The following is a 22,873-nucleotide window of genomic DNA, read 5'->3' on the forward strand; positions in this document are numbered from 1 at the left end:
AAGCTCAGCTCTTCACCGCCACCAGCCGCGGCTCGCCCGCGATACCGAAGCGCGCGCGAATCGAGGCCGCGATGCCCTTGGCATCCAGCCCCACCGACGCCAGCAGCGCCGCCGGATCGCCCTGGTCGATGAATTTATCAGGCAGACCGAGGATCAGCAGCGGCTTGACGATGCCCGCTGCCGCCATCGCCTCGGCCACGGCCGCACCGGCGCCGCCCATGACCGCGCCCTCTTCCACCGTCACCAGGTAGTCGTGCTCCGCCGCCAGCTGCTTGACCAGCTCGACGTCGAGCGGCTTCACGAAGCGCATGTTGGCGACCGTGGCATCGAGTTCGCCGGCCGCGCCCATGCTCGGCGCCACCATCGAGCCGAACGCCAGGATGGCCACGCCCTTGCCTTGGCGCTGGACTTCGCCCTTGCCGATCTCGATCGAGGTCAGCTCTTCCTGAATCGCCGCACCGATACCGGCGCCGCGCGGATAACGCACCGCCGCCGGACCCGGGTAGTGGTAAGCGGTGGTCAGCATCTGGCGGCATTCGTTCTCGTTCGACGCCGCCATGACCACCATGTTCGGGATGCAGCGCAGGTAGGCCAGGTCGTAGTTACCCGCGTGGGTTGCGCCATCGGCGCCGACCAGGCCGGCGCGGTCCAGGGCAAACGTCACGTCCAGGTTCTGCAGCGCCACGTCGTGGATCAGCTGGTCGTAGGCGCGCTGCAGGAAGGTGGAATAAATCGCGACCACCGGCTTCATGCCTTCGGTGGCGAGACCGGCGCCGAAGGTCACCGAGTGCTGCTCGGCGATGCCGACGTCGAAATAACGCTCCGGGTACTGAGCATGGAAGCGCACCATGCCCGAGCCCTCGCGCATCGCCGGCGTAATGCCGACCAGGCGCGAATCGACGGCTGCCATGTCGCACAGCCAGTTGCCGAAGACTTCGGTGTAGGTGATCTTGCTTGGGGCGGTAGCCGGCTTGATGCCCTCGGTCGGGTTGAACTTGCCGGTGCCGTGGTACAGGATCGGCTCGGCCTCGGCCAGCTTGTAGCCCTGGCCCTTCTTGGTCACCACGTGCAGGAACTGCGGGCCCTTGAGCTTCTTGATGTTTTCCAGCGTCGGGATCAGCGAATCCAGGTCATGCCCGTCGATCGGGCCGATGTAGTTGAAGCCGAATTCCTCGAACATCGTGGCCGGGACCACCATGCCCTTCGCGTGTTCTTCCAGGCGGCTCGCCAGTTCGCGCAGCGGGCCTGGCAGCACGGTCTTGCCGACGCTCTTGGCGGCGGCGTAGAACTGGCCGCTCATCAGGCGCGCCAGGTAGCGGTTCAGCGCGCCCACCGGCGGTGAGATCGACATGTCGTTGTCGTTCAGGACCACCAGCAGATTGCAGTCTTCCTCGACGCCGGCATTGTTCAGGGCCTCGAAGGCCATACCGGCCGTCATCGAGCCGTCGCCGATCACGGCGATCGCGTGGCGCTGCTCGCCTTTCAATTTGGCGGCGGCGGCCATGCCGAGTGCGGCCGAGATCGAGGTCGACGAGTGGGCGGTGCCGAAGGTGTCGTATTCGCTTTCGTCGCGCTTCGGGAAGCCCGACAGGCCGTTCAGCTGGCGCAGCGTGGGCATGCGCTCGCGGCGGCCGGTGAGGATCTTGTGCGAATAGGTCTGGTGGCCCACGTCCCACACGATGCGGTCGTGCGGCGTCTCGAACACGTAGTGCAGCGCAATGGTCAGCTCCACGGTGCCGAGGTTCGACGACAAATGGCCGCCGGTCTTGGAGACCGAGTCGAGCAGATACTGGCGCAGCTCGCCGGCCAGCGGGGTCAGTTGCGTGCGCGGGAGCTTGCGCAGGTCCGACGGGTCGTTGATGGTGTCTAACAGGTTCATTTAGGCCTTCCGCTGCACGATCAGGTCCGCGAGTTCGCGCAGCCGCTGTGCTTGTTCTCCGAATGGCGCCAGCGCATCGTGCGCCTCGCGCCGCAATTGTTCGGCCAGCGCCTTCGAGGGCTCCAGTCCGAGGATCGACACATACGTCGGCTTGTTGTCGGCCGCATCCTTGCCGGCGGTCTTGCCGAGCGTGGCCGAGTCGGCCGTCGCATCCAGTACATCGTCGACCACCTGGAACGCCAGCCCCACTGCCTTGGAGTAGGCCTTCAGGGCTTCGAGTTCCGTCGGGTTCAAGTCCTTGCCGCACAGCGCGCCGAGCAGGACCGATGCGCGCAAGAGTGCGCCGGTCTTCAGCTGGTGCATGCGTTCGAGCTGTTCCAGGCTCAGGGACAAGCCGACGCTGTCGAGGTCGATGGCCTGGCCGCCGCACATGCCGGCGGAACCGGCAGCTTCGGCCAGCAGGCGCAGCATGCCAACCAGGCGCGCCGGCGGAAGCGCATCGTCGCCGGCCAGCACTTCGAAGGCGCGCGCCTGCAGCGTGTCCCCCACCAGCAGCGCGGTCGCTTCGTCATAGGCCACGTGGACCGTCGGCTTACCGCGGCGCAGGGCGTCGTCGTCCATGCAAGGCATGTCGTCGTGTACCAGCGAATACACGTGGATCATCTCCAGTGCGCAGGCGGCGCGCGCCAGCGAGGCGGCATCGGCGCCGAACAAGGCACCGCTGGCATACACCAGCAGCGGACGCACGCGCTTGCCGCCGCCGAGCGCGGTGTAGCGCATGGCTTCGTGCAGCTTGGTGGGTTGGGCATCGGCGGCCGGCAGGAAGCGCGACAGCGCGTCTTCGACATCGGCCTGGACGCCTGCCATCCAGTCGGCGAATGGCGCCGCGCTCATTGCGCGCCCTCGTCGCCGCTGAAGGGTTTCAGCATGTCGCCTTCCAGCACCTTGACCTGGGATTCCACCTTGTCGAGCTGGGCGGCGCAGTATTTCACGAGTTCGGAACCGCGTGCATAGGCGACCACCGAAGCTTCCAGCGGCAATTGCCCTGCTTCCATCTGCGAGACGAGCTGGGCCAGTTCGGCCATTGCCGCTTCGAAGGACTCCGGTGCTCCCACGTTTACATTATTTGCCATAGTTACTTGTTGTGTTTGGGCCAGCGATCCCGGAACAGCGCAAGGGGTGCGCCATGGGGAAGCCTAATCGCGTATTTTAGAACAATCCTTACCCCAGAGGGGTCCGCGCGAATGCTGAGCTAATTGCACGACCGTTCACATTTTAACGCACCCACCCTGCACACCATGAAAACGATGCCTTTCCGGCAATTCCTGTGCCCCTGCGCACCACAACCGCGTGCCGGTCCGAGACTGTAGAGCTCGTTCCACGGTATAATCGCCGGTTCTGTCCGAAATACCGTATTTCCGCACACTAAATACTGGTCTTTGGATTCTTTCTCTTCTTTAGGTCTCAAATAGGGGGGGTTGGGATGTCCGATCTGGCTACCCACGCCAAGCTGGCGCGCTCGTGCGCTCAGCTTCCGGTAAATGTTTACTTTGACGATGCGCTGCTGCAGCGCGAGATCCAGCAACTGTTTCGGCAGGGGCCGCGTTACGTCGGCCATGAACTGATGGTGCCGGAGATGGGCGACTTCGCCACCCTGGCATCCGAAAACGAAGGCCGCATGCTGGTGCGTAACGCCAACGGCATCGAGGTGCTGTCCAACGTCTGCCGGCACCGCCAGGCGCTGATGTTCAATGGCCGCGGCAACGCCAACAACATCGTGTGCCCGTTGCACCGCTGGACCTACGATTTGAAGGGCGAACTGATCGGCGCGCCGCACTTCGCCGAAACGCCCTGCCTGAATCTGTCGAAGACCACGCTGCAAAGCTGGAACGGCCTGCTGTTCGAGCAGAACGGCTACGACGTGATGGACAAGCTCAAGGAGATGTCGGTCTCGAAGGACCTCGATTTCTCGGGCTATTTGTTCGACCACGTCGAGATCCACGACGTCGACTACAACTGGAAGACTTTTATCGAGGTCTACCTGGAGGATTACCACGTCGAGCCCTTCCACCCGGGCCTTGGCAATTTCGTGTCCTGCGACGACCTGAAATGGGAATTCGGCCGCGACTTCAGCGTGCAGACCGTGGGCGTGAACCGCGGCCTGCAAAAGGCCGGCTCTCCGACCTATAAAAAGTGGCAGGAAGCCGTGCTCAAGTTCAACGGCGGCAAGGAACCGAAGCAAGGCGCGATCTGGCTCACGCTCTACCCGAACATCATGGTCGAGTGGTATCCGAACGTGCTGGTGGTGTCGACCCTGTGGCCGCTCGGCCCGCAAAAGACCCGCAACGTGGTCGAGTTCTACTACCCGGAAGAGATCGCCCTGTTCGAGCGCGAACTGGTGGAAGCCGAACGCGCCGCCTACATGGAAACCTGCATCGAGGACGACGAAATCGCCCAGCGCATGGATGCCGGCCGCCGCATCCTGATGGAGCGCGGCGTCAACGAAGTGGGGCCTTACCAGTCGCCGATGGAAGACGGCATGCAGCACTTCCATGAGTGGTACCGCAGCAAGATCGATCTGTAACAGCTGGGGTCAGGTCTGACATTCGGACACGGCCTCAGCTGTAATGCTCAGTTGTAACGTAGTACAACCCAGGAATGTAATGCCTTCACTCTGGATGCTGTTCGCCAGCTTTGCGTTTGCCGCCATGGGCGCGGGCGTGAAGCTGGCTTCCGAGTTCTACACCACCTCCGAACTCCTCTTCTACCGCGGCCTGATCGGCGCCGTCATCCTCTTCATGATCGTGCGCCATCGCGGCGGCACCTTCCGCACTCCCTTCCCGAAAGCCCATTTGTGGCGCAGCGCGGTCGGCGTCACGTCGCTGTGGCTGTGGTTCTTCGCCATTTCAAAACTGCCGCTGGCCACCGCCATGACCCTGAACTACATGGCGCCGATCTGGATCGCGGCCTGGATGTTCCTGATGGGCTGGTGGACCAAGACCAAGCACGCCGAATGGCCGCTGGTGCTGGCCGTGGGCGCCAGCTTCTTCGGCGTCACGCTGGTGCTGCAGCCGGCCGTGGAATCGAACCAGTGGCTGGGCGGGCTGGCCGGTCTCTGTTCGTCGGTCATCTCGGCGATGGCCTACATGCAGGTGCGCAAACTCGGCCAGATGGGCGAGCCGGAGTACCGCGTGGTGTTTTATTTTTCGGCGACGACCGCGGTGGCTGGCTTCGTCGGCGTGGTCAGCGGCGATGGCGCGGGCGCAGGGTTAAACTTCACGCCCTTCCATAGCCACACGCTGTACGGCGGCCTGCTGCTGCTGGCGATCGGCGGTGCGGCCCTGATGGCGCAGATGGCCATGACCCGCGCCTACCGCGTCGGCAAGGTGCTGGTGGTGGCGAACCTGCAGTACACCGGCATCGTGTTTTCCAGCATGTGGGGCCTGCTGCTCTGGGGCGACCGCTTCGATTGGCACGTGTGGCTGGGCATAGCCGTGATCCTGGCGTCCGGCATTGCGGCGACGTTCTACAATACGCGCAGCACGGCGCGCGGCGCCGTCACCGAAAAAACGGATCCCATCGCCAGCGAACTGTGAGGCCTGCCATGTACACGACCCTGATTTCCGCCGCCGACCTGGCCGCACATATCGATGCACCTGACTGGGTGATCGTCGATTGCCGGCATGACCTCGTCAACCTGGCGTATGGGCGTGAAGCCTATGCGGCCGGGCATTTGCCGGGCGCCGTGTTCGCGAACATGGAGACGGAGCTGTCGGGGCCGAAGCGTGGCGAGGATGGCGTGTTCAAGGGGCGGCATCCGCTGCCGTCGAAGGAAGCGCTGGTCGAGGTCTTGCGTGGCTGGGGCGTAAATAGCGGCACCCAGGTCGTGGCCTACGACGCGCATGGCGGCATGTACGCGGCGCGTTTGTGGTGGCTGCTGCGCTGGATTGGACACGAGGCGGCGGCGGTGCTCGATGGCGGACTGCCGGCGTGGCAGGCGCTTGGGCAGCCGGTCGTCACCGAGGTTGTCAGCAAGCCGCATGGGTCGGTCGAAGTGGGTGCACCGTTCGTGCCGACGGTGACGGTGGCCGAGGTGCTGGAGAATATCGAGAGCGCGAAACGCACGGTCGTGGATGCGCGCGCGGCGGACCGCTTCCGCGGCGAGAACGAAACGATCGATCCGGTGGGCGGGCATATTCCGGGGGCGAAGAACCGCTTCTTCAAGGACAACCTGCAGCCGGATGGACGCTTCAAGGCGGCCGAGCAACTGCGCGAGGAATTCGGCGCGGTGATCGGCGCGCCGGCGGATGCGATCATGCAGTGCGGGTCGGGGGTGACGGCGTGTCACAACCTGCTGGCGCTGGAGGTGGCGGGATTGAAAGGCGCGGCCTTGTATCCGGGGTCGTGGAGTGAGTGGAGCAGCGATCCTTCTCGACCGGTGGCAACGGACTCATGATCCGTAGGGTGGACACCTGTGTCCACGCGGTCGTACCTTCGCGCTCCCTACCGCTTCGCGAAGCGCTTCGACTCTCTGCCGTTCTACAGCGTGGACTCGGGAGTCCACCCTACCAACCCCGTCGAAACCGTAGGGTGGGTTCTCGAACCCACCGGGCGTATTCTCGGTTCACACATGGTGGGTTCAAGAACCCACCCTACGCGCGTTTGAACAGGCCAGGATACAGCTCGACCAGGCCGTCGTCATCGACCCGCAGGTCCGCCCTGAAATCGCTGCCCAGGCTCTCGAAGCGATACGCATTCATCCCCAGCCGCGTGTACGCCTGCGGCGCCCTCTCCACTTTCAGCTCGGGAATCCACACCCAGGCCACGTCGATGACCTGCCGCTCGCCGAGCGAGTCGCCCAGGCGGCGGACCGGTAGCGTGTTGGTAAAGCAGCTGGCCGTCAGGTCGATGTCGATGCAGCCGGCCAGCGCCTCGATGACCGCGCCATCCCCGCCGCGCCACTGCCCGTCGCCATCGGCAAACAATTCCAGGTGCCCGCCGCCGGCCACATCGACGATGGCATGCCGCACGCGCCAGGCAGCGTCGCAGGCGATGCGGTAGCTGGCGCCGTAGTCTTCGCCGTAGCGCCCGCCGATCACCACGCCCTGCGCGATCACGCCTTCGTTCGTCTGTCGGAGTACCAGGTGTTCGAGACCGGAGCCGGTCTCGGGAATCCAACGATAGCTTTTCATGGCAAGCCCCTCGCATCAAGTGCGGCCGGGCCTGCCTCAATGCGTCAGCGCCCGGTCAGGAAGAGCACAATGATAACGCCAAGTCCAATCAACAGCACCTGCGGCACCGATTCCTTGACGGTTGCGCGGCGCTGCATCTGCGGCATCAGGTCGCTCACGGCAATGTAGATGAAGCCCGACGAAGCGAACACCAGCACATACGGAATCAGCCCGCTGGCGCGGTCGAGCGTGAAGTAGCCGAGCAGGCCGCCGGCCACGGCGAGCAGGCTGCACAGGAGATTGAACACATACGCACGCATGCGCGAGAAGCCGGCATTGAGCAGCACGATGAAGTCGCCGATCTCGGTCGGGATCTCGTGCGCGACGATCGCCAGCGCGGTGACGATGCCCAGCTCCGGATTGGCCAGGAAGGCGGCCGCGATCAGGATGCCGTCGGTGAAGTTGTGCATGCCGTCGCCGATCAGGATCATCCAGCCCGACTTGCCGGCCTCCCTGGCGTCGTGGCCGTGCGCGTGGTGGTGGCCGTCGCCCTCGTGGTGGTGCGAGTGGCGCAGCAGCGCCAGCTTTTCCAGCATGAAGAAGGTGAGCAAGCCCGCCAGCAGGGTCGCGAACAGCTTCTGCGGACTCGCGTCGGAATCGAAGGCTTCCGGCAAGGCATGCAGCAGCGACGTCGACAGCATGATGCCGACGGACAGGCTCACCAGCCGCTCCACCATTTTGGAGAGCAGCGTGAAGGAGAACAAAGCCGCGGCCGAGATGCTGACGACGCCGGCGATCAGGGTCGCCAGCAGGATGTGGATGAGAATCGGGTCGATTTGAAGCCTCTTGTTCTGGACGTGCTGCGCGTAGCAAACCGGACATTGTACCCGCACAGGCCGCTACGCGCCTTTCCGACGCCCGAACTCAGGCCACGCCGTGCTTGGCAAACCAGTTCAGCGCGCGCTTCCAGCCATCCTTGGCATCGGCTTCGTTGTAGCTCGGGCGGTAATCCGCATGGAAGGCGTGGCCCGAATTCTGGAACACGACGATCTCGGAGCGGCTGTTGCCCTTGGCCAGTTCGGTCTTCATGCGCTCGACCGATTCCAGCGGAATGCCGGTGTCCTTGCCGCCGTACAGGCCCAGCACCGGCACCTTCAGGCCTTGCGCCACGTCGACCGGGTGCTTCGGCGAATTGGCGGTGGCGTCGCCCGTCAGGCGGCCATACCAGGCCACACCGGCCTTGACCTTCGGGTTGTGCGCCGCGTACAGCCAGGTGATGCGGCCGCCCCAGCAGAAACCCGTGATGCCCAGGCGCTCGATGTCGCCGCCGCGCTGCCTGGCCCAGTTGACCACCGTGTCGAGGTCGGACATGACCTGGGCGTCCGGTGTTTTCGAGATGATGTCCTTCATCAGGTCGGCGATATTCGCGACCTTGGTCGGGTCGCCCTGGCGTACGAACAGGTCCGGCGCGATGGCCAGGTAGCCGGCTTTGGCGAAGCGGCGCGCCACGTCCTTGATGTGCTCGTGCACGCCGAAGATTTCCGAGATCACCAGCACCACCGGCAGGTTCGAGCGGCCTTCCGGCTGGGCGCGGTAGACCGGCACGTCCTGGCCGTTGATGACGATGATGTGGTCGCCGGCGGACAGGCCGCTCGTATCGGTCTGGATCATGGATTGCGCCATGACCGGCAGGGTGGCGGCGGCGAAACCGCTGCCGACGGCTGCCTTCAGGAACACGCGGCGGTCGACGCCGTCTTCGAACGCGGTCTTGGCAACCAGGCTGTCGCCGTCTTGTACGAGGTCCTTCATGTGCATCCCCTTCGGTCATGAGTTGTAAGGCTGACTATCTTACAGTGACATGGATGCGCGTGCATGCCCGAGCGTGCTCGTGTCCGGAAGAGCGTCCCGGGCAGCTCTCCTACCGGATCTCGTCGCGCAGGGCGCGGCCGATGTCGGTCATGACCCCGTGCGCGCACACCTCGGTCAGCCCGCCGGCGATCCGGTGCGCCACGCCGCCCGCTTCCGCCGTGACGATGAAGCCGACCCGCGCCGCGACCCGCCGCTTGTGGTTGGCCAGCATGGCCACCGAATTCGTCATCGCATTCGCCGCTGCCGCCGCGCCCACGACCATCGGGCTGCCGGCGGCCACGTAGCCGGTGAGCGGAATGTCGAGCGTGTTGTCGAAGGCATTCTTGATCACCAGGCGATGGATGTCTTCATGGCGCAGGAACTGCTTCGTCTGCAGCACCGTGATGCCTTCGGCATTCACCAGCAGCCCGGTGTCGTAGGCATGCCGCCCTTCGGCGCCCTTGCGCAGGATCCAGCGGCTGAGCCAGCGGTAGCACAGGAACCAGGCATAGAAGAACAGCCCGGCCATGACCAGCGTGAGCAGGCCGCCGATCAGCTTGACGAAGCCCTCGCCGAACATGGACAGCAGGCCGAGAACGACCGAACCGAAGATGCCGCCGACGATGGCCACCGCGGCGTATGCGGGAAACGCGGCCAGGAACAGGCGCGCGAAGGAAAAGCCCGCGTCCGGGGACGTGGCCGGCACGATGCGGAAGGTCACGCCGTCGGGGCCGACGGTCTTGGTATACGAAGCGTCGATCTTGGCCATGGTCGCTCTTGGGTTAATGGACAGAGGACATCACGCCTTCGGCGTGCAGCTTGGCGGATTGACGAGGCCGGCGCTGAGCAGGTTGCCGCCGTTCAAGGTGCAGGCAAACTCCTTCTTGTTGTTAGTGCGCACGGTGACATAGGTATTGGTGCCATCGGTACGGCGGTTGACCAGGGTCAGCGATGCGGGATCGTGGCCGAGGGTGCCCGCCACCTTGGACTTGATCGATTCGTCGGACAGGAAGTTGGTCTTCTCGGCCACGGTCGAGCAGCCCGCGAGCGTGATGGACAGGACGGCGCACGCGGCGGCAAGCGGGAAGGTAGGCAAACGCATTCAGGACTCCATGGTCGAGGTAAGGAAGAAAGAAGCGCTCATTATTCGTTACCACGAATACAAGTTCCATAGACCGAATGTCCTATCGACAAAACTCGAAACAGTGCACTCAGGTGGCCGTTTTACCAGGAAGCTTGCGCCTCGCTAGGAGGGACCAGGGAGCCCTCGTCTATAGTCGGCGAGCTCTCGCGCCCGCCTGGCGCGCCCCTTCCCAACAGGAGAATTCCACATGAAAAGTCTTGCTCGCCTCGCCGGCGTCGCCGCCGTCCTTGCCTCGGTCCTGGCCCAGCCCGCACTCGCGCAAACCGGCGCCAGCGGCACCATCAGCCTGGATGGCTACGAACTGGTCGACCTCGACGAATTCGACGATGTCACGCCCTGGCTGACCTGGGAGAACGGCGTCGGCGGCGCCATGCAGGCCAGCGCCGGCGCCGGCATCTGGGGCACGGCGGACTATGCCTGGGACCGTGCGCGCTTCCACTTCATCCTGTCGCCGAACACGGGCGTGACCTTCTTCGCCAACGCGCACCTGGCCACCTTTGGCGCGGGCACGCGTGCGGCGGCAGAGCTGCTGGTCACGGTGGGCAGCGAAGCCGGGCGCCCGGACGAAGCCTGGGTGTGGGAAGGCGACAGTGCCGAGGCGCGGCTCGCCAGCTCGGCCGGCAGCTTCGGGCCGGGGGCAATGCAGGGCTGGGTCGAGATCGCCGCGTCGGGCAACGGCGTGGTGTCGGCGGTGCCGGAGCCGGCAACGTCGGTCATGCTGCTCGGCGGCGCCGCTGTCCTGATGGTCGCGGGACGGCGCCGTCGTTATTGATGCCTGCGCGGAGGCGTGGCGATGGTGGCGGTGTTAGCGGCGAGATTGCCAACACCTAGGGTGGACGGGTCTTCCGTCCACGCGTGCTACGCTCCGCCAGCAAACGGACAAAGGCCCTGGCGGCCTGACAGGCGCAAGCGCAGTGCGCGCAAGCTCAGTGAGCTTCCTCCCAGTTGCTGCCGACACCAGTCTCGGCCACCAGCGGCACCTTCAACTGCGCCACGCCCGCCATCAGCTCCGGCAGCTTCTGCTTGACCAGCTCCAGCTCGCCTTCCGGCACCTCGAGCACCAGTTCATCGTGCACCTGCATGACCATGCGCGTGCCCAATTTCTCGGCTTCCAGCCAGCCCTGCACCGCGATCATCGCCAGCTTGATGAGGTCGGCCGCCGTGCCCTGCATCGGCGCATTGATCGCCGCGCGTTCGGCGCCAGCCCGGCGCGGACCGTTCGGCGAATTAATCTCCGGCAGCCACAAACGGCGGCCGAACACGGTCTCCACGTAGCCGCGCGACTTGGCAGCCAGGCGCGTTTCGTCCATGTACTGCTTCACGCCCGAGAAGCGCGCGAAGTAGCGGTCGATGTAATTGGCCGCCGCCGAGCGCTCGATCTGCAGGTTCGCGGCCAGCCCGAAGGCGCTCATGCCGTAGATCAGGCCGAAGTTGATGACCTTGGCGTAGCGGCGCTGCTCGGACTGCACCTCTTCCGGCGGAATGCCGAAGATCTCGGCCGCCGTGGCGCGGTGGATGTCCTCGCCTTCGGCAAACGCACGCAGCATCGCTTCGTCGCCCGAAATATGGGCCATGATGCGCAGTTCGATCTGCGAATAGTCGGCCGAGACGATCACGCTGCCCGGCGGCGCGACAAACGCCTCGCGGATGCGGCGCCCCTCAGCGGTGCGCACCGGAATGTTCTGCAGATTCGGATCGTTCGAGGCCAGGCGCCCGGTAATCGCCACCGCCTGCGCATAATTCGTATGCACGCGGCCGGTGGACTGGTTGACCATCTTCGGCAGCTTGTCGGTATAGGTCGACTTCAGCTTGGCCATGCCGCGGTGTTCCAGCAGCACCTTCGGCAGCGGGTAATCCTCGGCCAGCTTTTGCAGCACCTCTTCGTCGGTCGACGGCGCGCCGGTGGCGGTCTTCTTGATGACCGGCAGCTGCAGCTTGCCAAAGAAGATTTCGCCGATCTGTTTCGGCGAGCCGAGGTTGAACGGCCCCTCGGCCAATTCATAGGCCTGCTGCTCCAGCTCCATCAGGCGGGCGCCGAGTTCGCGCGACTGTTTATCAAGCTTTTCGACGTCGATCAGCACGCCGTTGCGCTCGATCTTTTGCAGCACGATCTGGGTCGGCAGCTCGATCTTTTCGTAGATATAGGTCAGGCCAGCATTTTCCTGCACGTGCGGCAGCATGGTCTGGTGCAGGCGCAGAGTGATGTCGGAATCCTCGGCCGCGTATTCCTTGGCGCGCTCGAGTTCCACCTGGTCGAAGCAGATCATGTTGGCGCCCTTGCCGCACACGTCCACGAAGGGAATCGTGGTGTAGCCGAGGTGGCGCATCGCCATGGTGTCCATGTCGTGCGGCTTGTGCGATTCGAACACATACGACTGCAGCAGCGTGTCGTGGACGATGCCCTGCAGCGTGATCCCATGGTTATTAAAGATGTGCATGTCGTACTTCAGGTTCTGGCCCAGCTTGGGCTTGGCGGGATTTTCCAGCCAGGAGCGCATGCGTTCCAGCACCTCTTCGCGCGGCAATTGCTCGGGCACGCCGGCATAGCGGTGCGCCAGCGGGATGTAGGCGCCCTTGCCCGCTTCCACCGACAGCGAAATGCCGACCATCTGCGCCGTCATCGGTTCCAGCGAGGTAGTTTCGGTATCGACCGAAGTCAACTCGGCCGCATCCACCAGGGCCAGCCATTTATCGAGCTGCTCCCAGGTGGTGACGAGTTCGTACTCGCCCTTGATGATCGGCATGCCCGGCAGGGTGTCTTGCGCGCCTTCCGGCGAGTTCAGGCCAGGGGCGGCCGGCGCACCCACGCCGGGGCCTTGCGACAGTTCGCGCAGCATGGTCTTGAAGCCATAGCGCTGGAAGAACTCGCGCAGGGCGTCCTTGTCTTCCGGACGGCCGACCAGGCTTTCCTCGATCGACACCACGTGGTTCACCAGGTCGCAGTCGGTTTTGACGGTGATCAGTTCGCGGCCCTTGGGCAGCCATTCCAGTGCGGTGCGCAGGTTTTCGCCCACGGCGCCGCCGATGCTGTGCGCGTTCTCCATCACGCCGTCGAGCGAGCCGTGCAGGGCCAGCCATTTCAGCGCCGTCTTCGGGCCGCACTTGTTCACGCCGGGCACGTTGTCGACGGTGTCGCCGATCAGGGTCAGGTAGTCGATGATGCGGTTCGGCGCCACGCCGAACTTGGCGAGCACGCCGGCTTCGTCGAGCTTTTCGTTGCTCATCGTATTGATGAGCATGACCTTGTCGTTGACCAGTTGCGCCAGGTCCTTGTCGCCGGTGGAAACAATGGTGTTCATGCCCTTGGCGGCGGCCTGCACGGCCAGGGTGCCGATCACATCGTCGGCTTCCACGCCTTCGACCATCAGGATCGGCCAGCCGAGGTGGCGCACCGCTTCGTGAATGGGAGCGATCTGCTTGCCCAGGTCTTCCGGCATCGAGGCGCGCGTCGCTTTGTACTCTGGGTACATGTCGTCGCGGAAGGTCTTGCCTTTGGCATCGAACACGCAGGCAATGTAGGCGGCCGGATAGTCGGCACGCAGGCGGCGCAGCATGTTGACCATGCCGTGCATGGCGCCGGTCGGAAAACCGTCGGGGCTGCGCAGGTCGGGCAAGGCGTGGTAGGCGCGGTAGAGGTAGCTGGAACCGTCAACCAGGAGCAGGGTATTTTGCATAGGAAATTTGGTGAAGCCGGCCGGGGGCCAAAGTGGGAGCCATTATCGCAGAATCCGCCATGAAGAAAGCACAACGCTGCCGTGACTGTTCCTTCTATATGGGGACACATCCGTGGAACACACGGCACACTTTTCACAGGGAACGGTATCTGTTTGTTACAATGGTCCAAACGATACAAGGTGATCATCATGTCGCGCACAATTACCCGCTTTGCCAGTCTGTCCCTCGCCCTGCTTGCCTACACCGGCACCGCCGTGGCGCAACAGGCCGCCGCTGGTCAAACTGCGGGGCAAACGGCACAACCGCCGGTTACCGAACGCATCGAGCCGGGCAGCGATGTGCCGGCCACGACCATCGAACCGCGCCGCGGCACCCAGATTACTGAAAAGCGCGGCAACGACGGCAACGTCACCGAGATCGAAGTGCAAAGCGGCCGCAGCAATTACATCCTGCGTCCGAACACCGCGCCCGGCAATGCCCAGCCCGGCGACGCCCAGAGCAGCGGCTTCCGCGCGCCGCAATGGAAAGTCATGGAATTCGACCTCAACGCCAAGAAAAAGGCGGCTGGCGCGGAGGCTGCCGAGGCCGCCGCGAACGACGCCACCCCGGCAAAGCCGGCCAGCGGCGCACCTGCCGGCAAGGTGCCGGCAGCAACGGTGCCAATGACCAGGCCGGCCGACATTCCGCCGCCGCCACCGCTGCCTGCCAACGGCCGCTGAACCACCCACCGCGGGGCGCATGGCGCCTCGCACCCTCCGCATCGACCTTTTCTTGTTGCTCCCACGATGGCAGTTTTCACCGCGGTCACACTGGATGACCTCACCCAGTGGATCAAGCAGTTTCCCCTTGGCCAGGCTTTGGCGCTCGACGGCATCGCCTCCGGCATTGAAAACAGCAATTTCTTCCTGACGACCGAGCGCGGCGACTACGTGCTCACCGTTTTCGAGAACCTGGATTTCGACCAGCTTCCCTTCTACATCCAGCTGATGCGCCACCTGGCCGAGCGCGGCATTCCGGTGCCGGCGCCGGTGGCGAACGCCGATGGCGAACTGGTGGTGGCCCTGCACGGCAAGCCGGCCGCCATCGTCAGCAAGCTGGCCGGCAGTTCGCAGATGGACCCGCAGCCCGTGCACTGCGCGGAAGTCGGCGCCATGCTGGCGCGCATGCACCTGGCGGCGCAGGACTTTCCGCTGAGCCAGCCCAACCTGCGCGGCCTGGACTGGTGGCGCGCCACCGCGCCGGCCGTGCTGCCGCACCTGTCCGCCGACAACGCCCGTCTCTTGCGCGAAGAAATTGCCCTGCAAGAGGAACATGCCGCCAGCCCGGCCTATGCGCGCCTGCCGCGCGGCCCGGTGCATGCCGACCTGTTCCGCAACAACGTGATGTTCGTCGGCGATAAACTGACCGGCTGCTTCGATTTTTATTTTGCCGGCGTCGACACCTGGCTGTTCGACCTGGCCGTCACCGTCAACGACTGGTGCATCAACCTGGGCAGCGGCCGTCTCGACGACGCGCGCGTGCGCGCCCTGCTCGACGCCTACCGCGCCGTGCGCCCGTTCACCGAAGACGAAGCCGCCGCCTGGCCGCTGCTGCTGCGCGCCGCCGCGCTGCGCTTCTGGCTGTCGCGCCTGTACGATCTGCACGTGCCGCGCGCCGCCGAGCTGCTGACGCCGCACGACCCTACCCATTTCGAACGCATCTTGCGCGAACGTATTGCCACCCCGGCGCCGGGATTGGCAGCCTGAACAATGAATAACATGCCTGCAAATACCGGCTGGATCTGGTTCAAGGAAGGCGTCGGCCTGTTCCGAAAGCAGCCCGCCGCCCTCACCACCCTGCTCTTCGCCAACATCCTGTTCGCCGCCGTGGTCGGCGTCATTCCCGTGCTGAGCGTGGCCACGAACGTGCTGATCCCCTCGCTCTCGATGGCGGTCATGATGGCTTGCCTGATGATCGAGAACGGACAGCGCGTCACGCCCGCCGTGCTGCTGACCGGTTTCCGCCAGCCGGTGCTGCTGCGGCTGTGCAAGGTCGGCCTGATCTACGTGGCCGCCTGGCTGGTACTCGGATTGCTCGAACGCGTGCTCGTCGATCCCGCGATCTACCAGCAGATACCGCAATCGCTCGAGATGAAAGACGCCCAGCAGGCGCAGGTGCCGTTCGGGGCCATGCTGACCCTCATGTTCATCCGCACGATGTACATCGTTACGCTGATCGCCCTGGCCTTTGCCGCACCGCTGGCCTACTGGCAGCAGATGGGGCCCGGCAAGGCCGTGTTCTACAGTTTCTTCGCGGTGTTCAGGAACCTGCGCGTGTTCCTGGTGCTGCTGTTGTCCTGGTTCGGGATCATGTTCGCGGTCTTCATGACCCTGCTGATCCTGCTCGGCGGCGGCAAGGCGGCATTCGTCGCCGTGACCTGGGTGGCCTTCCTGTTCATGCTGCTGCTCCAGTGCGCGCTCTACGCCGCCTACCGCCACATCTTCGGCAAACCGGCAGACAGCGACGCCAAGCCGGTTGACCTGAGCAAATAAGCTTTTTATTCTTGTCGTGACTACTACTGCAAAGGAATGCGCATGCGTTTGCTGAGTTTGCTTCTGGCGTTAGCCCTGACCATCGGCGGCTTCTACCTCGCCATGGTGGGCGGCCACAGCGCACTCGATGCCTTCAGTGCATGGAGCGACAGCCAGCAACGCATGGCAAGCGGCGCCATGGTCGTGTTCACCGTACTCATGCTGGGCATCGGCGGCATCCTCAGGCGCCGCCAGGCTGACAGCGACGCCTGAGCGATCTCCGAGACGCAGCGAAATTAGCCCAGCTTACGAAGCTGCAACAATCGTAAGCCGGGCTAATTCAGGCCGTACATGGCATTCGGTGGCCTTTAGCCTAGCGCGACACCCGCTCCAGCTTGGCCACCGACAAGTCGAGCACCTTCACGCCGGCCGGCCCGAAGTTGATCTGGGCCCGCGCCGCCCCTGCCCCGCCTTCGATATTCACGATCACGCCTTCGCCGAACTTGGCGTGCGCCACGGTTTCGCCGATGCGCCAGCCCGAGCCGCCGCCCGACTTCTGCGTGATCTGCTGGGCGATCTTGTTGTCGCTGCCGTTCCGGAAGGCGGCGTCGTCCCAGGCGGTGGCCGCCTTCTTGTTGGCAAACCAGTGGCCCTGCACGCGCGGCGACAGCCATTTCAGCGATTCTTCCGGCAGTTCGTCGAAGAAGCGCGACTTCATGTTGAAGCGGGTCTGGCCGTGCAGCATGCGCTGCTGGGTAAAGCTCATGTACAGGCGCTTGCGCGCGCGCGTGATCGCCACGTACATCAGGCGCCGCTCTTCGTCCACGCCATCGAGCTCGCGCGAGCTGCTTTCGTGCGGGAACAGGCCTTCTTCCAGGCCGGTGATGAACACGGCGTCGAATTCCAGGCCCTTGGCCGAGTGCACGGTCATGAGTTGCAGCGCGTCCTGGCCGGCCTGGGCCTGGGCGTCGCCGGCTTCCAGCGAGGCGTGGGTGAGGAAGGCGGACAGGGGCGACATCACGGTAGGCAATGGCGCCTCGGCATCGAGCACCTCGATACCGTCCTGGCTGACGATGGCTTCGCCGGCCTGCGGCAGCGCCTGCGGGCCGAGATGGGCTGGCGCCGCCACGCCGAAACCTTCTTCCTGCACGAACTGGGTCGCCGCATTGACCATCTGCTCCAGGTTCTCGATGCGGTCGGCGCCTTCCTTTTCCTTCTTATAGAACTCGATCAGGCCGCTGCGCTCGAGCACCACGCCCACCATTTCCGGCAGCGGCAGTTGCTGGGTTTCGAAGCGCGCGCCCTCGATCAGCCGCACGAAGCCGCCGAGCGAGGTGCCGGCCTTGCCGGTCATGTAGGGCACGGCCGCGTACAGCGAAATGCCGTAGCTGTCGGCCGCCATCTGCAATTGCTCGATCGAACGGGCGCCGATGCCGCGGGTGGGGAAATTCACCACGCGCAAAAAGGCCGAATCGTTGTGCGGATTGTCCATCAGCTGCAGGTAGGCAATCGCATGCTTGACCTCGGCGCGCTGGAAGTAGCGCAGGCCGCCGTACACGGTATACGGCAAGCCGGCCGCGAACAGCGCGTGCTCGATCACCCGGCTTTGCGCGTTCGAGCGGTACAGGATCGCCACTTCCCTGCGCGGCATGCCGTCGGCCACCAGGCTCTTGGTTTCCTCGATGATCCACTGCGCTTCTTCCAGGTCGGACGAAGCTTCGTACACACGTACCTGCTCGCCCTGCCCCATGTCGGTACGCAGGTTCTTGCCCAAGCGCTTGGCATTGTTGGCAATCAGGAAGTTGGCGCTGTCGAGGATGTGGCCGTAGGAGCGGTAGTTCTGCTCCAGCTTGATCAGGTTCTGGACGCGGAAATCGCGCTCGAAGGCCTGCATGTTGCCGACATTCGCGCCGCGGAAGGCATAGATGCTCTGGTCGTCGTCGCCGACGGCAAAGATGGCGCCGCCGCCTTCTTCGGAGTGGCCGGCCAGCAGCTTCAACAGGTTGTACTGCAAATCGTTCGTATCCTGGAACTCGTCGACCAGGATGTGGCGGAAACGCATCTGGTAGTGGTGGCGCAGCGGCCCGTTGCGCGACAGCAGTTCGTAGGCGCGCAGCAGCAGCTCGGCGAAGTCGACCACGCCTTCCTTGTGGCATTGCTGGTCGTAGAGTTCGTAGAGCTCGATCATGCGCCGCTCGATCGGATCGTTCGGCTCGAGCTGGCCGGCGCGCAGGCCCTGGTCCTTGGCGTTGTTGATGTAGTACATCAGCGCCTTGGCCGGGTATTTTTCGTCGTCGACGTTGTGTGCCTTGAGCATGCGCTTGATCAACGACAGCTGGTCTTGCGAGTCGAGGATCTGGAACGACTGGGGCAGCGCCGCATCCTTGTAATGGGTGCGCAGCAGGCGGTTGCACAGGCCGTGGAAAGTGCCGATCCACATACCGCGCGTATTGATCGGCAACATGGTCGACAGACGCGTCAGCATCTCCTTCGCCGCCTTGTTCGTGAACGTCACCGCGATGATGCCGGCCGGCGATACCTGCCCGGTCTGGATCAGCCAGGCGATGCGCGTGGTCAGCACACGGGTCTTGCCCGAGCCGGCCCCCGCCAGGATCAGCGCGCTCTGCGAAGGCAGGGTCACGGCCGCGAGTTGTTCGGGATTGAGGTTGTGAAGGAGGTTCTGCATGCGGCCATTATACCGTTGGGATGTACTGTATGCCCATCCAGCTGCAGCGAAAAGCGCGCCCGGCATTATCAAAATATTACTGTCGGATAATTTTACATTCCACGAGGACCGGAGTAACCGCCAGTAAATAAACCGTTGATCGAAAAGGTAAATTTATTTGTGGCACTGATATTGCTTGCCTGACGCAGATAATTATTCCAGTACCGGATTCCTGAAATGCAGATCAAATCTTTCCTCGCAGGCGCAGCCCTTGCCCTGCTGTCCCTGAACGCCGCCCAGGCCGCCGTGATCACGATCGGAGCAGACCGGGACGCTTCCGTCGGTGACGGCGCCAGCAATGAATGGAACGTCTGGTACCGCTGGGTCGGCACCAACATGATGGGCACCTATTCCTCGCTGTTCGGTTTCGACCTGGGCAGCCTGCAGGGCAAGAAGATCAGTTCGGTCGAGTTCTCGGCCTTCCACAACTTCACCGATGCCGACGGCACCATCGGCGCCGCATTCGGCCTCGACAATACCTGGGAGTCCTCGAGCGTCGTCCGCTACACCGACATCGGTCCCGTACTGGCCAGCAATACCGCTTCGCAGGCAACGTTGAACAGCTACCAGACCTGGAAGCTGGGCAAGCCGGTCATGAGCGACGGTCGCCTGACTGTGGTGTTGAGCGGCGACGGCTGGAACGACTACGAGCCGGTCTTGCGCGGCTCCGGCCACGCCGCCTACCTGACCGTGACCTACGCCGAGGTGCCGGAGCCGGTGTCGATCGGCCTGCTGGGCCTGGGCCTGGCCGGCATGGCCGCCGCGCGGCGCCGCAAGCCGGCCTGAGCCGATTACGCTTTCCCGAAACGGCAGCCGAGGCTGCCGTTTTTATTTTCCCCAGGAAAATCAAAGGTTTCCGATAGCTCAGCCGTATCGGCATGCGCCCCTCCCGCGCGCCCCTTGTTCCGGATTTGGCTTAACTTAAGTGCAAATACGCGAAGGGATCGCGTGGACCACTACGACCCAACTTCAAGGAGGATCACATGCTGAATCGAGTTGTTACCGTTGCCGCACTGGCTGTCGGCGGGATGTTGCTGTCGAAAAAAATCAAAGGAAAACAGGATTCGAGCGGCAGTTCGGCCATTATCGAAGCCATCGAAGTGAACGTGCCGGATAGCGTTGCCTATAACCAGTTCACCCAGTTCGAAGACTTCCCGCAGTTCATGAAGAGCGTCAAGGAAATCCGCCAGCTCGACGACAAGCGCCTGCACTGGAAAGCCAACGTTGCCGGCGAAGACAAGGAATGGGATGCCGAGATCACCGAGCAAATCCCGGACAAGCGCATCGCCTGGCGCAGCATCGGCGGCGTGCGCAATGGCGGCGTGGTCACCTTCCACAAGATTTCCGACAACGTCACCCGCGTGACCCTGCAGATGGATTACGAACCGGAAGGCGTGCTCGAGCAGATTGGCGACGCACTGGGCGCCGTGCGCATGGAAGCGCGCAGCAACCTGTCGAACTTCAAGGAATTGCTGGAAAAGCGTGGCTCGGAAACGGGGGCGTGGCGTGGGAAGATCAACCAGCATTGATTTGCCAGGTTGAAAATGAAACGCCACCTGAACGGTGGCGTTTTTTATGTCGGCTTCGTCTCCCGTACGGTGGGCACCCCGTGCCCACGCGGTTACGTGCGCATCCTTGCACCGCTGGCTGCGGCATATCGCTCGAATCATCGAACGAAAACCGGAACGTGTCGCCGTTGACGTTCAATGCATATTTTTGCGAGCGATAGATTTCGGCCAACACAACAAGCACGGGCACGTAACCGCGTGGGCACAGAGTGCCCACCCTACGGTTGAGGCCACTAGCCGGAGTTCAGGCTGACGGCCCTATCACCACACCCGGCACCGCTTCACCGCCGCCATCGGCTGGCCCGGCTTGCAATTGAAGGCCTTTTCGAACTCCGGCATGTTGATCACGACACCATTCACCCGGTACTTGCCCGGCGAGTGAGGATCGGTTGCGGCCGACACGCGCAAGTTTTCCGGCCGGTCGTTTTCGCAAGCCCATTGTGCGAAGCCGACGAAGAAACGCTGCTCTGGCGACAGGCCATCGCGTGGAGGCTGGGCCTGCTGCGGCATGCTCGCCATCTGTGTCTTCCACGCCATCCAGCCTAGGATCAGGCCGCCGAGGTCGGCCACGTCTTCACCCAGGGTCAGCTTGCTGTTGATCTTGATGTCGTCGACCACCGTGTACTGGGCGTACTGGTCGACGATGCACTGGGCGCGCTCCTCGAAGGCCTTGCCGTCCTTCTTCGTCCACCAGTCCTTCAGATTCCCCTTCGAATCAAACTGGCGTCCTTCGTCGTCAAAGGCGTGGGTCAGTTCGTGGCCGATGGTGCCGCCGGTGTTGCCGTAGTTCGGCGCGTCATCCATCTTCGGGTCGAACAGCGGCGGTTGCAGCACGCCGGCCGGGAAGTTGATGTCGTTCATCTGCGGGTTGAAGTAGGCGTTCACCGTCGGCGGCGTCATCAGCCATTCGGCGCGGTCGAGCGGCTTGCCGATCTTGGCCAGCTGGCGCCGGTTCTCGAAGGTCGTGCCGCGCACCACGTTGCCGGCGAAATCATCGGCCTTGACCTCGAAGGCCGAGTAATCGCGCCAGGTGTCCGGGTAGCCGATCTTGTTGACGATGGTGTCGAGCTTTTCGCGGGCGCGCTGCTTGGTTTCCGCGCTCATCCATTCCAGCGAGTCGATGTCCTTCGCCATCGCTTCTTCTACCTGGCGCGTCATGTGCAGCGACTTCGCCTTCAGTTCCGGAGAGAACGCGCGGCTGACGAACTCCTGGCCCAGCGCTTCGCCGAGCTGGTGGTCGACCAGCTGCACACAGCGCTTCCAGCGCGGCTGCTGCTTTTCCACGCCGCGCAGGGTTTGCATGAAGAAGGCGAAATGCGGCTCGTCGAACTGCGGCGACAGGGCCGGCGCCATGTCTTGCAGCACGTGCCAGCGCAGGTAGGTCTTGATGGCGGCCAGGTCCTGGCTCTTCAATTGCTTCGCGAATTCCTTGAAGAATTTAGGTTCGGTGACATTAAAGTCGTTCACATCGGACTGGCCGACGGCAGCCAGGTAAGCCTTCCAGTCGAAGCCCGGCGTCATCGCCTGCACCTGCTTCAGGCTGGCCTTGTGAAAGAGATTGTAGGGATCGCGCTGCTCGACGCGGGTCAGCGATGCTTTCGCCAGCGCGGTTTCGATGCGCATCACGGTGGCGGCCGAGCGTTTCGCCGCTGCCTCGCTCTCGCCGGCCAGGCCGAACATGGTGGCGATGTGGGCTTCGTACTTGCTGCGCAGGGTTTTGGAGTGGGCGTCGGTCTTCACGTAGTAGTCGCGGTCCGGCAGGCCCAGGCCGCCGGCGCCGGCAAAGGCGATCACGCGGGTCGAGTCGCCGAAGTCCTGGTTCGAGCTGAAGCCGAAGAAGAAGTCGTCGCTCGACAGGCCCAGGTGCAGCGCGGCCAGCACCTGCGACAAGTCGCGCGTCGACTTCATGGCGTCGATGCGTTCCATCCAGGGCGCCAGTGGCGCGGCGCCGCGCTTGGCGATCGCGGCTTCGTCCATGCAGGCGCCGAAGTAGTCGCCGATCTTTTGCTGGGTGACGCTGCGGCCTTCCTTCTGTTTCGCCAGGCCGTCGAGGATGCCCCACAGGTAGCGCTGGTTGTCCTGCGCCAGCTTGCTGTACACCGACCAGCGCGCCTGGTCGCTCGGGACCGGATTGTTCTTCATCCAGCCGCCGCAGGCGTACTGGTAGAAGTCGACGCAGGGGTCGGCGCTCTTGTCCATCGAGCGCACGTCGAGGCCGGGCGTGTAGGGGAAGGTGGTGGCCGGCTGCTCAGCCTGGGTGGGTTGGGAGGTTTGGGCGGAGGCGAACGCGGCGGAGCCGGCGAGCGAGATGCCCAGGGCGATACGAGTGAGGTGACGCATGGGAAGGTTTTCC

Annotated in this window: 21 protein-coding genes; 10 read left to right on the forward strand and 11 right to left on the reverse strand. The window is 63.9% G+C overall.

What is annotated here, in order from left to right; all coding sequences use genetic code 11:
• Window positions 1–4 precede the first annotated feature (4 nt).
• From dxs to LK540_RS14955, 3 genes are read right to left on the reverse strand one after another with little or no spacing between them, the layout of a single operon-like run.
• The gene (dxs, locus tag LK540_RS14945; RefSeq protein WP_229438098.1) at window positions 5–1,879 is read right to left on the reverse strand and encodes a 1-deoxy-D-xylulose-5-phosphate synthase; all 1,875 of its coding nucleotides are present in this window, start codon (window positions 1,877–1,879) and stop codon (window positions 5–7) included.
• On the reverse strand, window positions 1,880–2,773 hold the full coding sequence (locus LK540_RS14950) for a polyprenyl synthetase family protein (RefSeq protein ID WP_229438099.1): 894 nt from the start codon (window positions 2,771–2,773) through the stop codon (window positions 1,880–1,882).
• Window positions 2,770–3,036 carry an exodeoxyribonuclease VII small subunit gene (locus LK540_RS14955; RefSeq protein WP_267498803.1) on the reverse strand — a complete coding sequence of 89 codons (267 nt, stop codon included), beginning with the start codon at window positions 3,034–3,036 and terminating at the stop codon, window positions 2,770–2,772. The genes LK540_RS14950 and LK540_RS14955 overlap by 4 nt, the downstream gene beginning before the upstream one ends.
• Window positions 3,037–3,362: 326 nt before the next feature.
• Between LK540_RS14955 and LK540_RS14960 the strand changes: the two genes are divergently transcribed.
• From LK540_RS14960 to LK540_RS14970, 3 genes are all read left to right on the forward strand, one after another.
• Complete coding sequence (locus LK540_RS14960) at window positions 3,363–4,463, forward strand: aromatic ring-hydroxylating dioxygenase subunit alpha (protein WP_229438101.1); 1,101 nt, start codon at window positions 3,363–3,365, stop codon at window positions 4,461–4,463.
• Between the two features lie 79 nt (window positions 4,464–4,542).
• Window positions 4,543–5,475 carry a DMT family transporter gene (locus LK540_RS14965; protein ID WP_229438102.1) on the forward strand — a complete coding sequence of 311 codons (933 nt, stop codon included), beginning with the start codon at window positions 4,543–4,545 and terminating at the stop codon, window positions 5,473–5,475.
• 8 nt (window positions 5,476–5,483) lie between these two features.
• On the forward strand, window positions 5,484–6,335 hold the full coding sequence (locus LK540_RS14970; protein WP_229438103.1) for a sulfurtransferase: 852 nt from the start codon (window positions 5,484–5,486) through the stop codon (window positions 6,333–6,335).
• Window positions 6,336–6,531: 196 nt separating this feature from the next.
• On the opposite strand, the gene LK540_RS14975 is transcribed toward LK540_RS14970, so the two are convergent.
• The 5 genes from LK540_RS14975 to LK540_RS14995 all read right to left on the reverse strand — a co-directional run bounded on the left by LK540_RS14975 (window position 6,532) and on the right by LK540_RS14995 (window position 10,000).
• The gene (locus LK540_RS14975) at window positions 6,532–7,071 is read right to left on the reverse strand and encodes a putative glycolipid-binding domain-containing protein (RefSeq protein WP_229438104.1); all 540 of its coding nucleotides are present in this window, start codon (window positions 7,069–7,071) and stop codon (window positions 6,532–6,534) included.
• A 44-nt stretch (window positions 7,072–7,115) separates the two neighbouring features.
• Window positions 7,116–7,850, reverse strand: coding sequence for a ZIP family metal transporter (locus tag LK540_RS14980; RefSeq protein ID WP_229438234.1), 735 nt, complete (start codon window positions 7,848–7,850; stop codon window positions 7,116–7,118).
• A gap of 124 nt (window positions 7,851–7,974) precedes the next feature.
• A complete protein-coding gene (locus LK540_RS14985) occupies window positions 7,975–8,859 on the reverse strand; it encodes a dienelactone hydrolase family protein (protein WP_229438105.1) in 885 nt (294 codons plus the stop codon).
• Window positions 8,860–8,968: 109 nt separating this feature from the next.
• On the reverse strand, window positions 8,969–9,667 hold the full coding sequence (locus LK540_RS14990; protein WP_229438106.1) for a hypothetical protein: 699 nt from the start codon (window positions 9,665–9,667) through the stop codon (window positions 8,969–8,971).
• Between the two features lie 30 nt (window positions 9,668–9,697).
• On the reverse strand, window positions 9,698–10,000 hold the full coding sequence (locus tag LK540_RS14995; RefSeq protein ID WP_229438107.1) for a hypothetical protein: 303 nt from the start codon (window positions 9,998–10,000) through the stop codon (window positions 9,698–9,700).
• Between the two features lie 229 nt (window positions 10,001–10,229).
• On the opposite strand from LK540_RS14995, the gene LK540_RS15000 reads away from it, so the two are divergent.
• Complete coding sequence (locus LK540_RS15000; RefSeq protein WP_229438108.1) at window positions 10,230–10,814, forward strand: PEP-CTERM sorting domain-containing protein; 585 nt, start codon at window positions 10,230–10,232, stop codon at window positions 10,812–10,814.
• A 154-nt stretch (window positions 10,815–10,968) separates the two neighbouring features.
• On the opposite strand, the gene polA is transcribed toward LK540_RS15000, so the two are convergent.
• A complete protein-coding gene (polA, locus tag LK540_RS15005; protein WP_229438109.1) occupies window positions 10,969–13,716 on the reverse strand; it encodes a DNA polymerase I in 2,748 nt (915 codons plus the stop codon).
• A gap of 189 nt (window positions 13,717–13,905) precedes the next feature.
• On the opposite strand from polA, the gene LK540_RS15010 reads away from it, so the two are divergent.
• From LK540_RS15010 to LK540_RS15025, 4 genes are all read left to right on the forward strand, one after another.
• Complete coding sequence (locus LK540_RS15010; protein ID WP_229438110.1) at window positions 13,906–14,436, forward strand: hypothetical protein; 531 nt, start codon at window positions 13,906–13,908, stop codon at window positions 14,434–14,436.
• Between the two features lie 66 nt (window positions 14,437–14,502).
• Complete coding sequence (locus LK540_RS15015) at window positions 14,503–15,462, forward strand: homoserine kinase (RefSeq protein WP_229438111.1); 960 nt, start codon at window positions 14,503–14,505, stop codon at window positions 15,460–15,462.
• A gap of 12 nt (window positions 15,463–15,474) precedes the next feature.
• Entirely contained in the window at window positions 15,475–16,248 is a 774-nt protein-coding gene (locus LK540_RS15020) for a BPSS1780 family membrane protein (protein WP_229438112.1), read from the forward strand.
• A gap of 42 nt (window positions 16,249–16,290) precedes the next feature.
• A complete protein-coding gene (locus LK540_RS15025; protein ID WP_229438113.1) occupies window positions 16,291–16,500 on the forward strand; it encodes a hypothetical protein in 210 nt (69 codons plus the stop codon).
• A 100-nt stretch (window positions 16,501–16,600) separates the two neighbouring features.
• On the opposite strand, the gene LK540_RS15030 is transcribed toward LK540_RS15025, so the two are convergent.
• Window positions 16,601–18,913: a UvrD-helicase domain-containing protein gene (locus LK540_RS15030; RefSeq protein WP_229438114.1), complete on the reverse strand. Its 2,313-nt coding sequence runs from the start codon at window positions 18,911–18,913 to the stop codon at window positions 16,601–16,603.
• 216 nt (window positions 18,914–19,129) lie between these two features.
• Here LK540_RS15030 and LK540_RS15035 point away from each other — a divergent pair, with 216 nt between their 5' ends.
• Together LK540_RS15035 and LK540_RS15040 are read left to right on the forward strand one after the other, a co-directional pair.
• Window positions 19,130–19,738, forward strand: coding sequence for a PEP-CTERM sorting domain-containing protein (locus LK540_RS15035; protein WP_229438115.1), 609 nt, complete (start codon window positions 19,130–19,132; stop codon window positions 19,736–19,738).
• A 197-nt stretch (window positions 19,739–19,935) separates the two neighbouring features.
• Window positions 19,936–20,481: an SRPBCC family protein gene (locus tag LK540_RS15040; protein ID WP_229438116.1), complete on the forward strand. Its 546-nt coding sequence runs from the start codon at window positions 19,936–19,938 to the stop codon at window positions 20,479–20,481.
• A gap of 300 nt (window positions 20,482–20,781) precedes the next feature.
• On the opposite strand, the gene LK540_RS15045 is transcribed toward LK540_RS15040, so the two are convergent.
• A complete protein-coding gene (locus tag LK540_RS15045) occupies window positions 20,782–22,860 on the reverse strand; it encodes a M13 family metallopeptidase (protein ID WP_229438117.1) in 2,079 nt (692 codons plus the stop codon).
• Between the last annotated feature and the right edge of the window lie 13 nt (window positions 22,861–22,873).

It is taken from the genome of Massilia sp. IC2-278, from assembly GCF_020708045.1.
In the GTDB taxonomy this organism is placed as follows: Bacteria; Pseudomonadota; Gammaproteobacteria; order Burkholderiales; family Burkholderiaceae_D; genus Telluria.

Excerpts from the sequence above, each read along its gene's own strand:
- dxs (WP_229438098.1), bottom strand. The coding sequence starts at position 1,879 with ATGAACCTGTTAGACACCATCAACGACCCGTCGGACCTGCGCAAGCTC.
- LK540_RS14975 (WP_229438104.1), bottom strand. The coding sequence starts at position 7,071 with ATGAAAAGCTATCGTTGGATTCCCGAGACCGGCTCCGGTCTCGAACAC.
- LK540_RS14990 (WP_229438106.1), bottom strand. The coding sequence starts at position 9,667 with ATGGCCAAGATCGACGCTTCGTATACCAAGACCGTCGGCCCCGACGGC.
- LK540_RS15000 (WP_229438108.1), top strand. The coding sequence starts at position 10,230 with ATGAAAAGTCTTGCTCGCCTCGCCGGCGTCGCCGCCGTCCTTGCCTCG.
- LK540_RS14950 (WP_229438099.1), bottom strand. The coding sequence starts at position 2,773 with ATGAGCGCGGCGCCATTCGCCGACTGGATGGCAGGCGTCCAGGCCGAT.
- LK540_RS15030 (WP_229438114.1), bottom strand. The coding sequence starts at position 18,913 with ATGCAGAACCTCCTTCACAACCTCAATCCCGAACAACTCGCGGCCGTG.
- LK540_RS14965 (WP_229438102.1), top strand. The coding sequence starts at position 4,543 with ATGCCTTCACTCTGGATGCTGTTCGCCAGCTTTGCGTTTGCCGCCATG.
- LK540_RS15015 (WP_229438111.1), top strand. The coding sequence starts at position 14,503 with ATGGCAGTTTTCACCGCGGTCACACTGGATGACCTCACCCAGTGGATC.
- LK540_RS14960 (WP_229438101.1), top strand. The coding sequence starts at position 3,363 with ATGTCCGATCTGGCTACCCACGCCAAGCTGGCGCGCTCGTGCGCTCAG.
- LK540_RS15035 (WP_229438115.1), top strand. The coding sequence starts at position 19,130 with ATGCAGATCAAATCTTTCCTCGCAGGCGCAGCCCTTGCCCTGCTGTCC.
- LK540_RS15040 (WP_229438116.1), top strand. The coding sequence starts at position 19,936 with ATGCTGAATCGAGTTGTTACCGTTGCCGCACTGGCTGTCGGCGGGATG.
- polA (WP_229438109.1), bottom strand. The coding sequence starts at position 13,716 with ATGCAAAATACCCTGCTCCTGGTTGACGGTTCCAGCTACCTCTACCGC.
- LK540_RS14995 (WP_229438107.1), bottom strand. The coding sequence starts at position 10,000 with ATGCGTTTGCCTACCTTCCCGCTTGCCGCCGCGTGCGCCGTCCTGTCC.
- LK540_RS15025 (WP_229438113.1), top strand. The coding sequence starts at position 16,291 with ATGCGTTTGCTGAGTTTGCTTCTGGCGTTAGCCCTGACCATCGGCGGC.
- LK540_RS15020 (WP_229438112.1), top strand. The coding sequence starts at position 15,475 with ATGCCTGCAAATACCGGCTGGATCTGGTTCAAGGAAGGCGTCGGCCTG.
- LK540_RS15010 (WP_229438110.1), top strand. The coding sequence starts at position 13,906 with ATGTCGCGCACAATTACCCGCTTTGCCAGTCTGTCCCTCGCCCTGCTT.
- LK540_RS14985 (WP_229438105.1), bottom strand. The coding sequence starts at position 8,859 with ATGAAGGACCTCGTACAAGACGGCGACAGCCTGGTTGCCAAGACCGCG.
- LK540_RS14970 (WP_229438103.1), top strand. The coding sequence starts at position 5,484 with ATGTACACGACCCTGATTTCCGCCGCCGACCTGGCCGCACATATCGAT.
- LK540_RS15045 (WP_229438117.1), bottom strand. The coding sequence starts at position 22,860 with ATGCGTCACCTCACTCGTATCGCCCTGGGCATCTCGCTCGCCGGCTCC.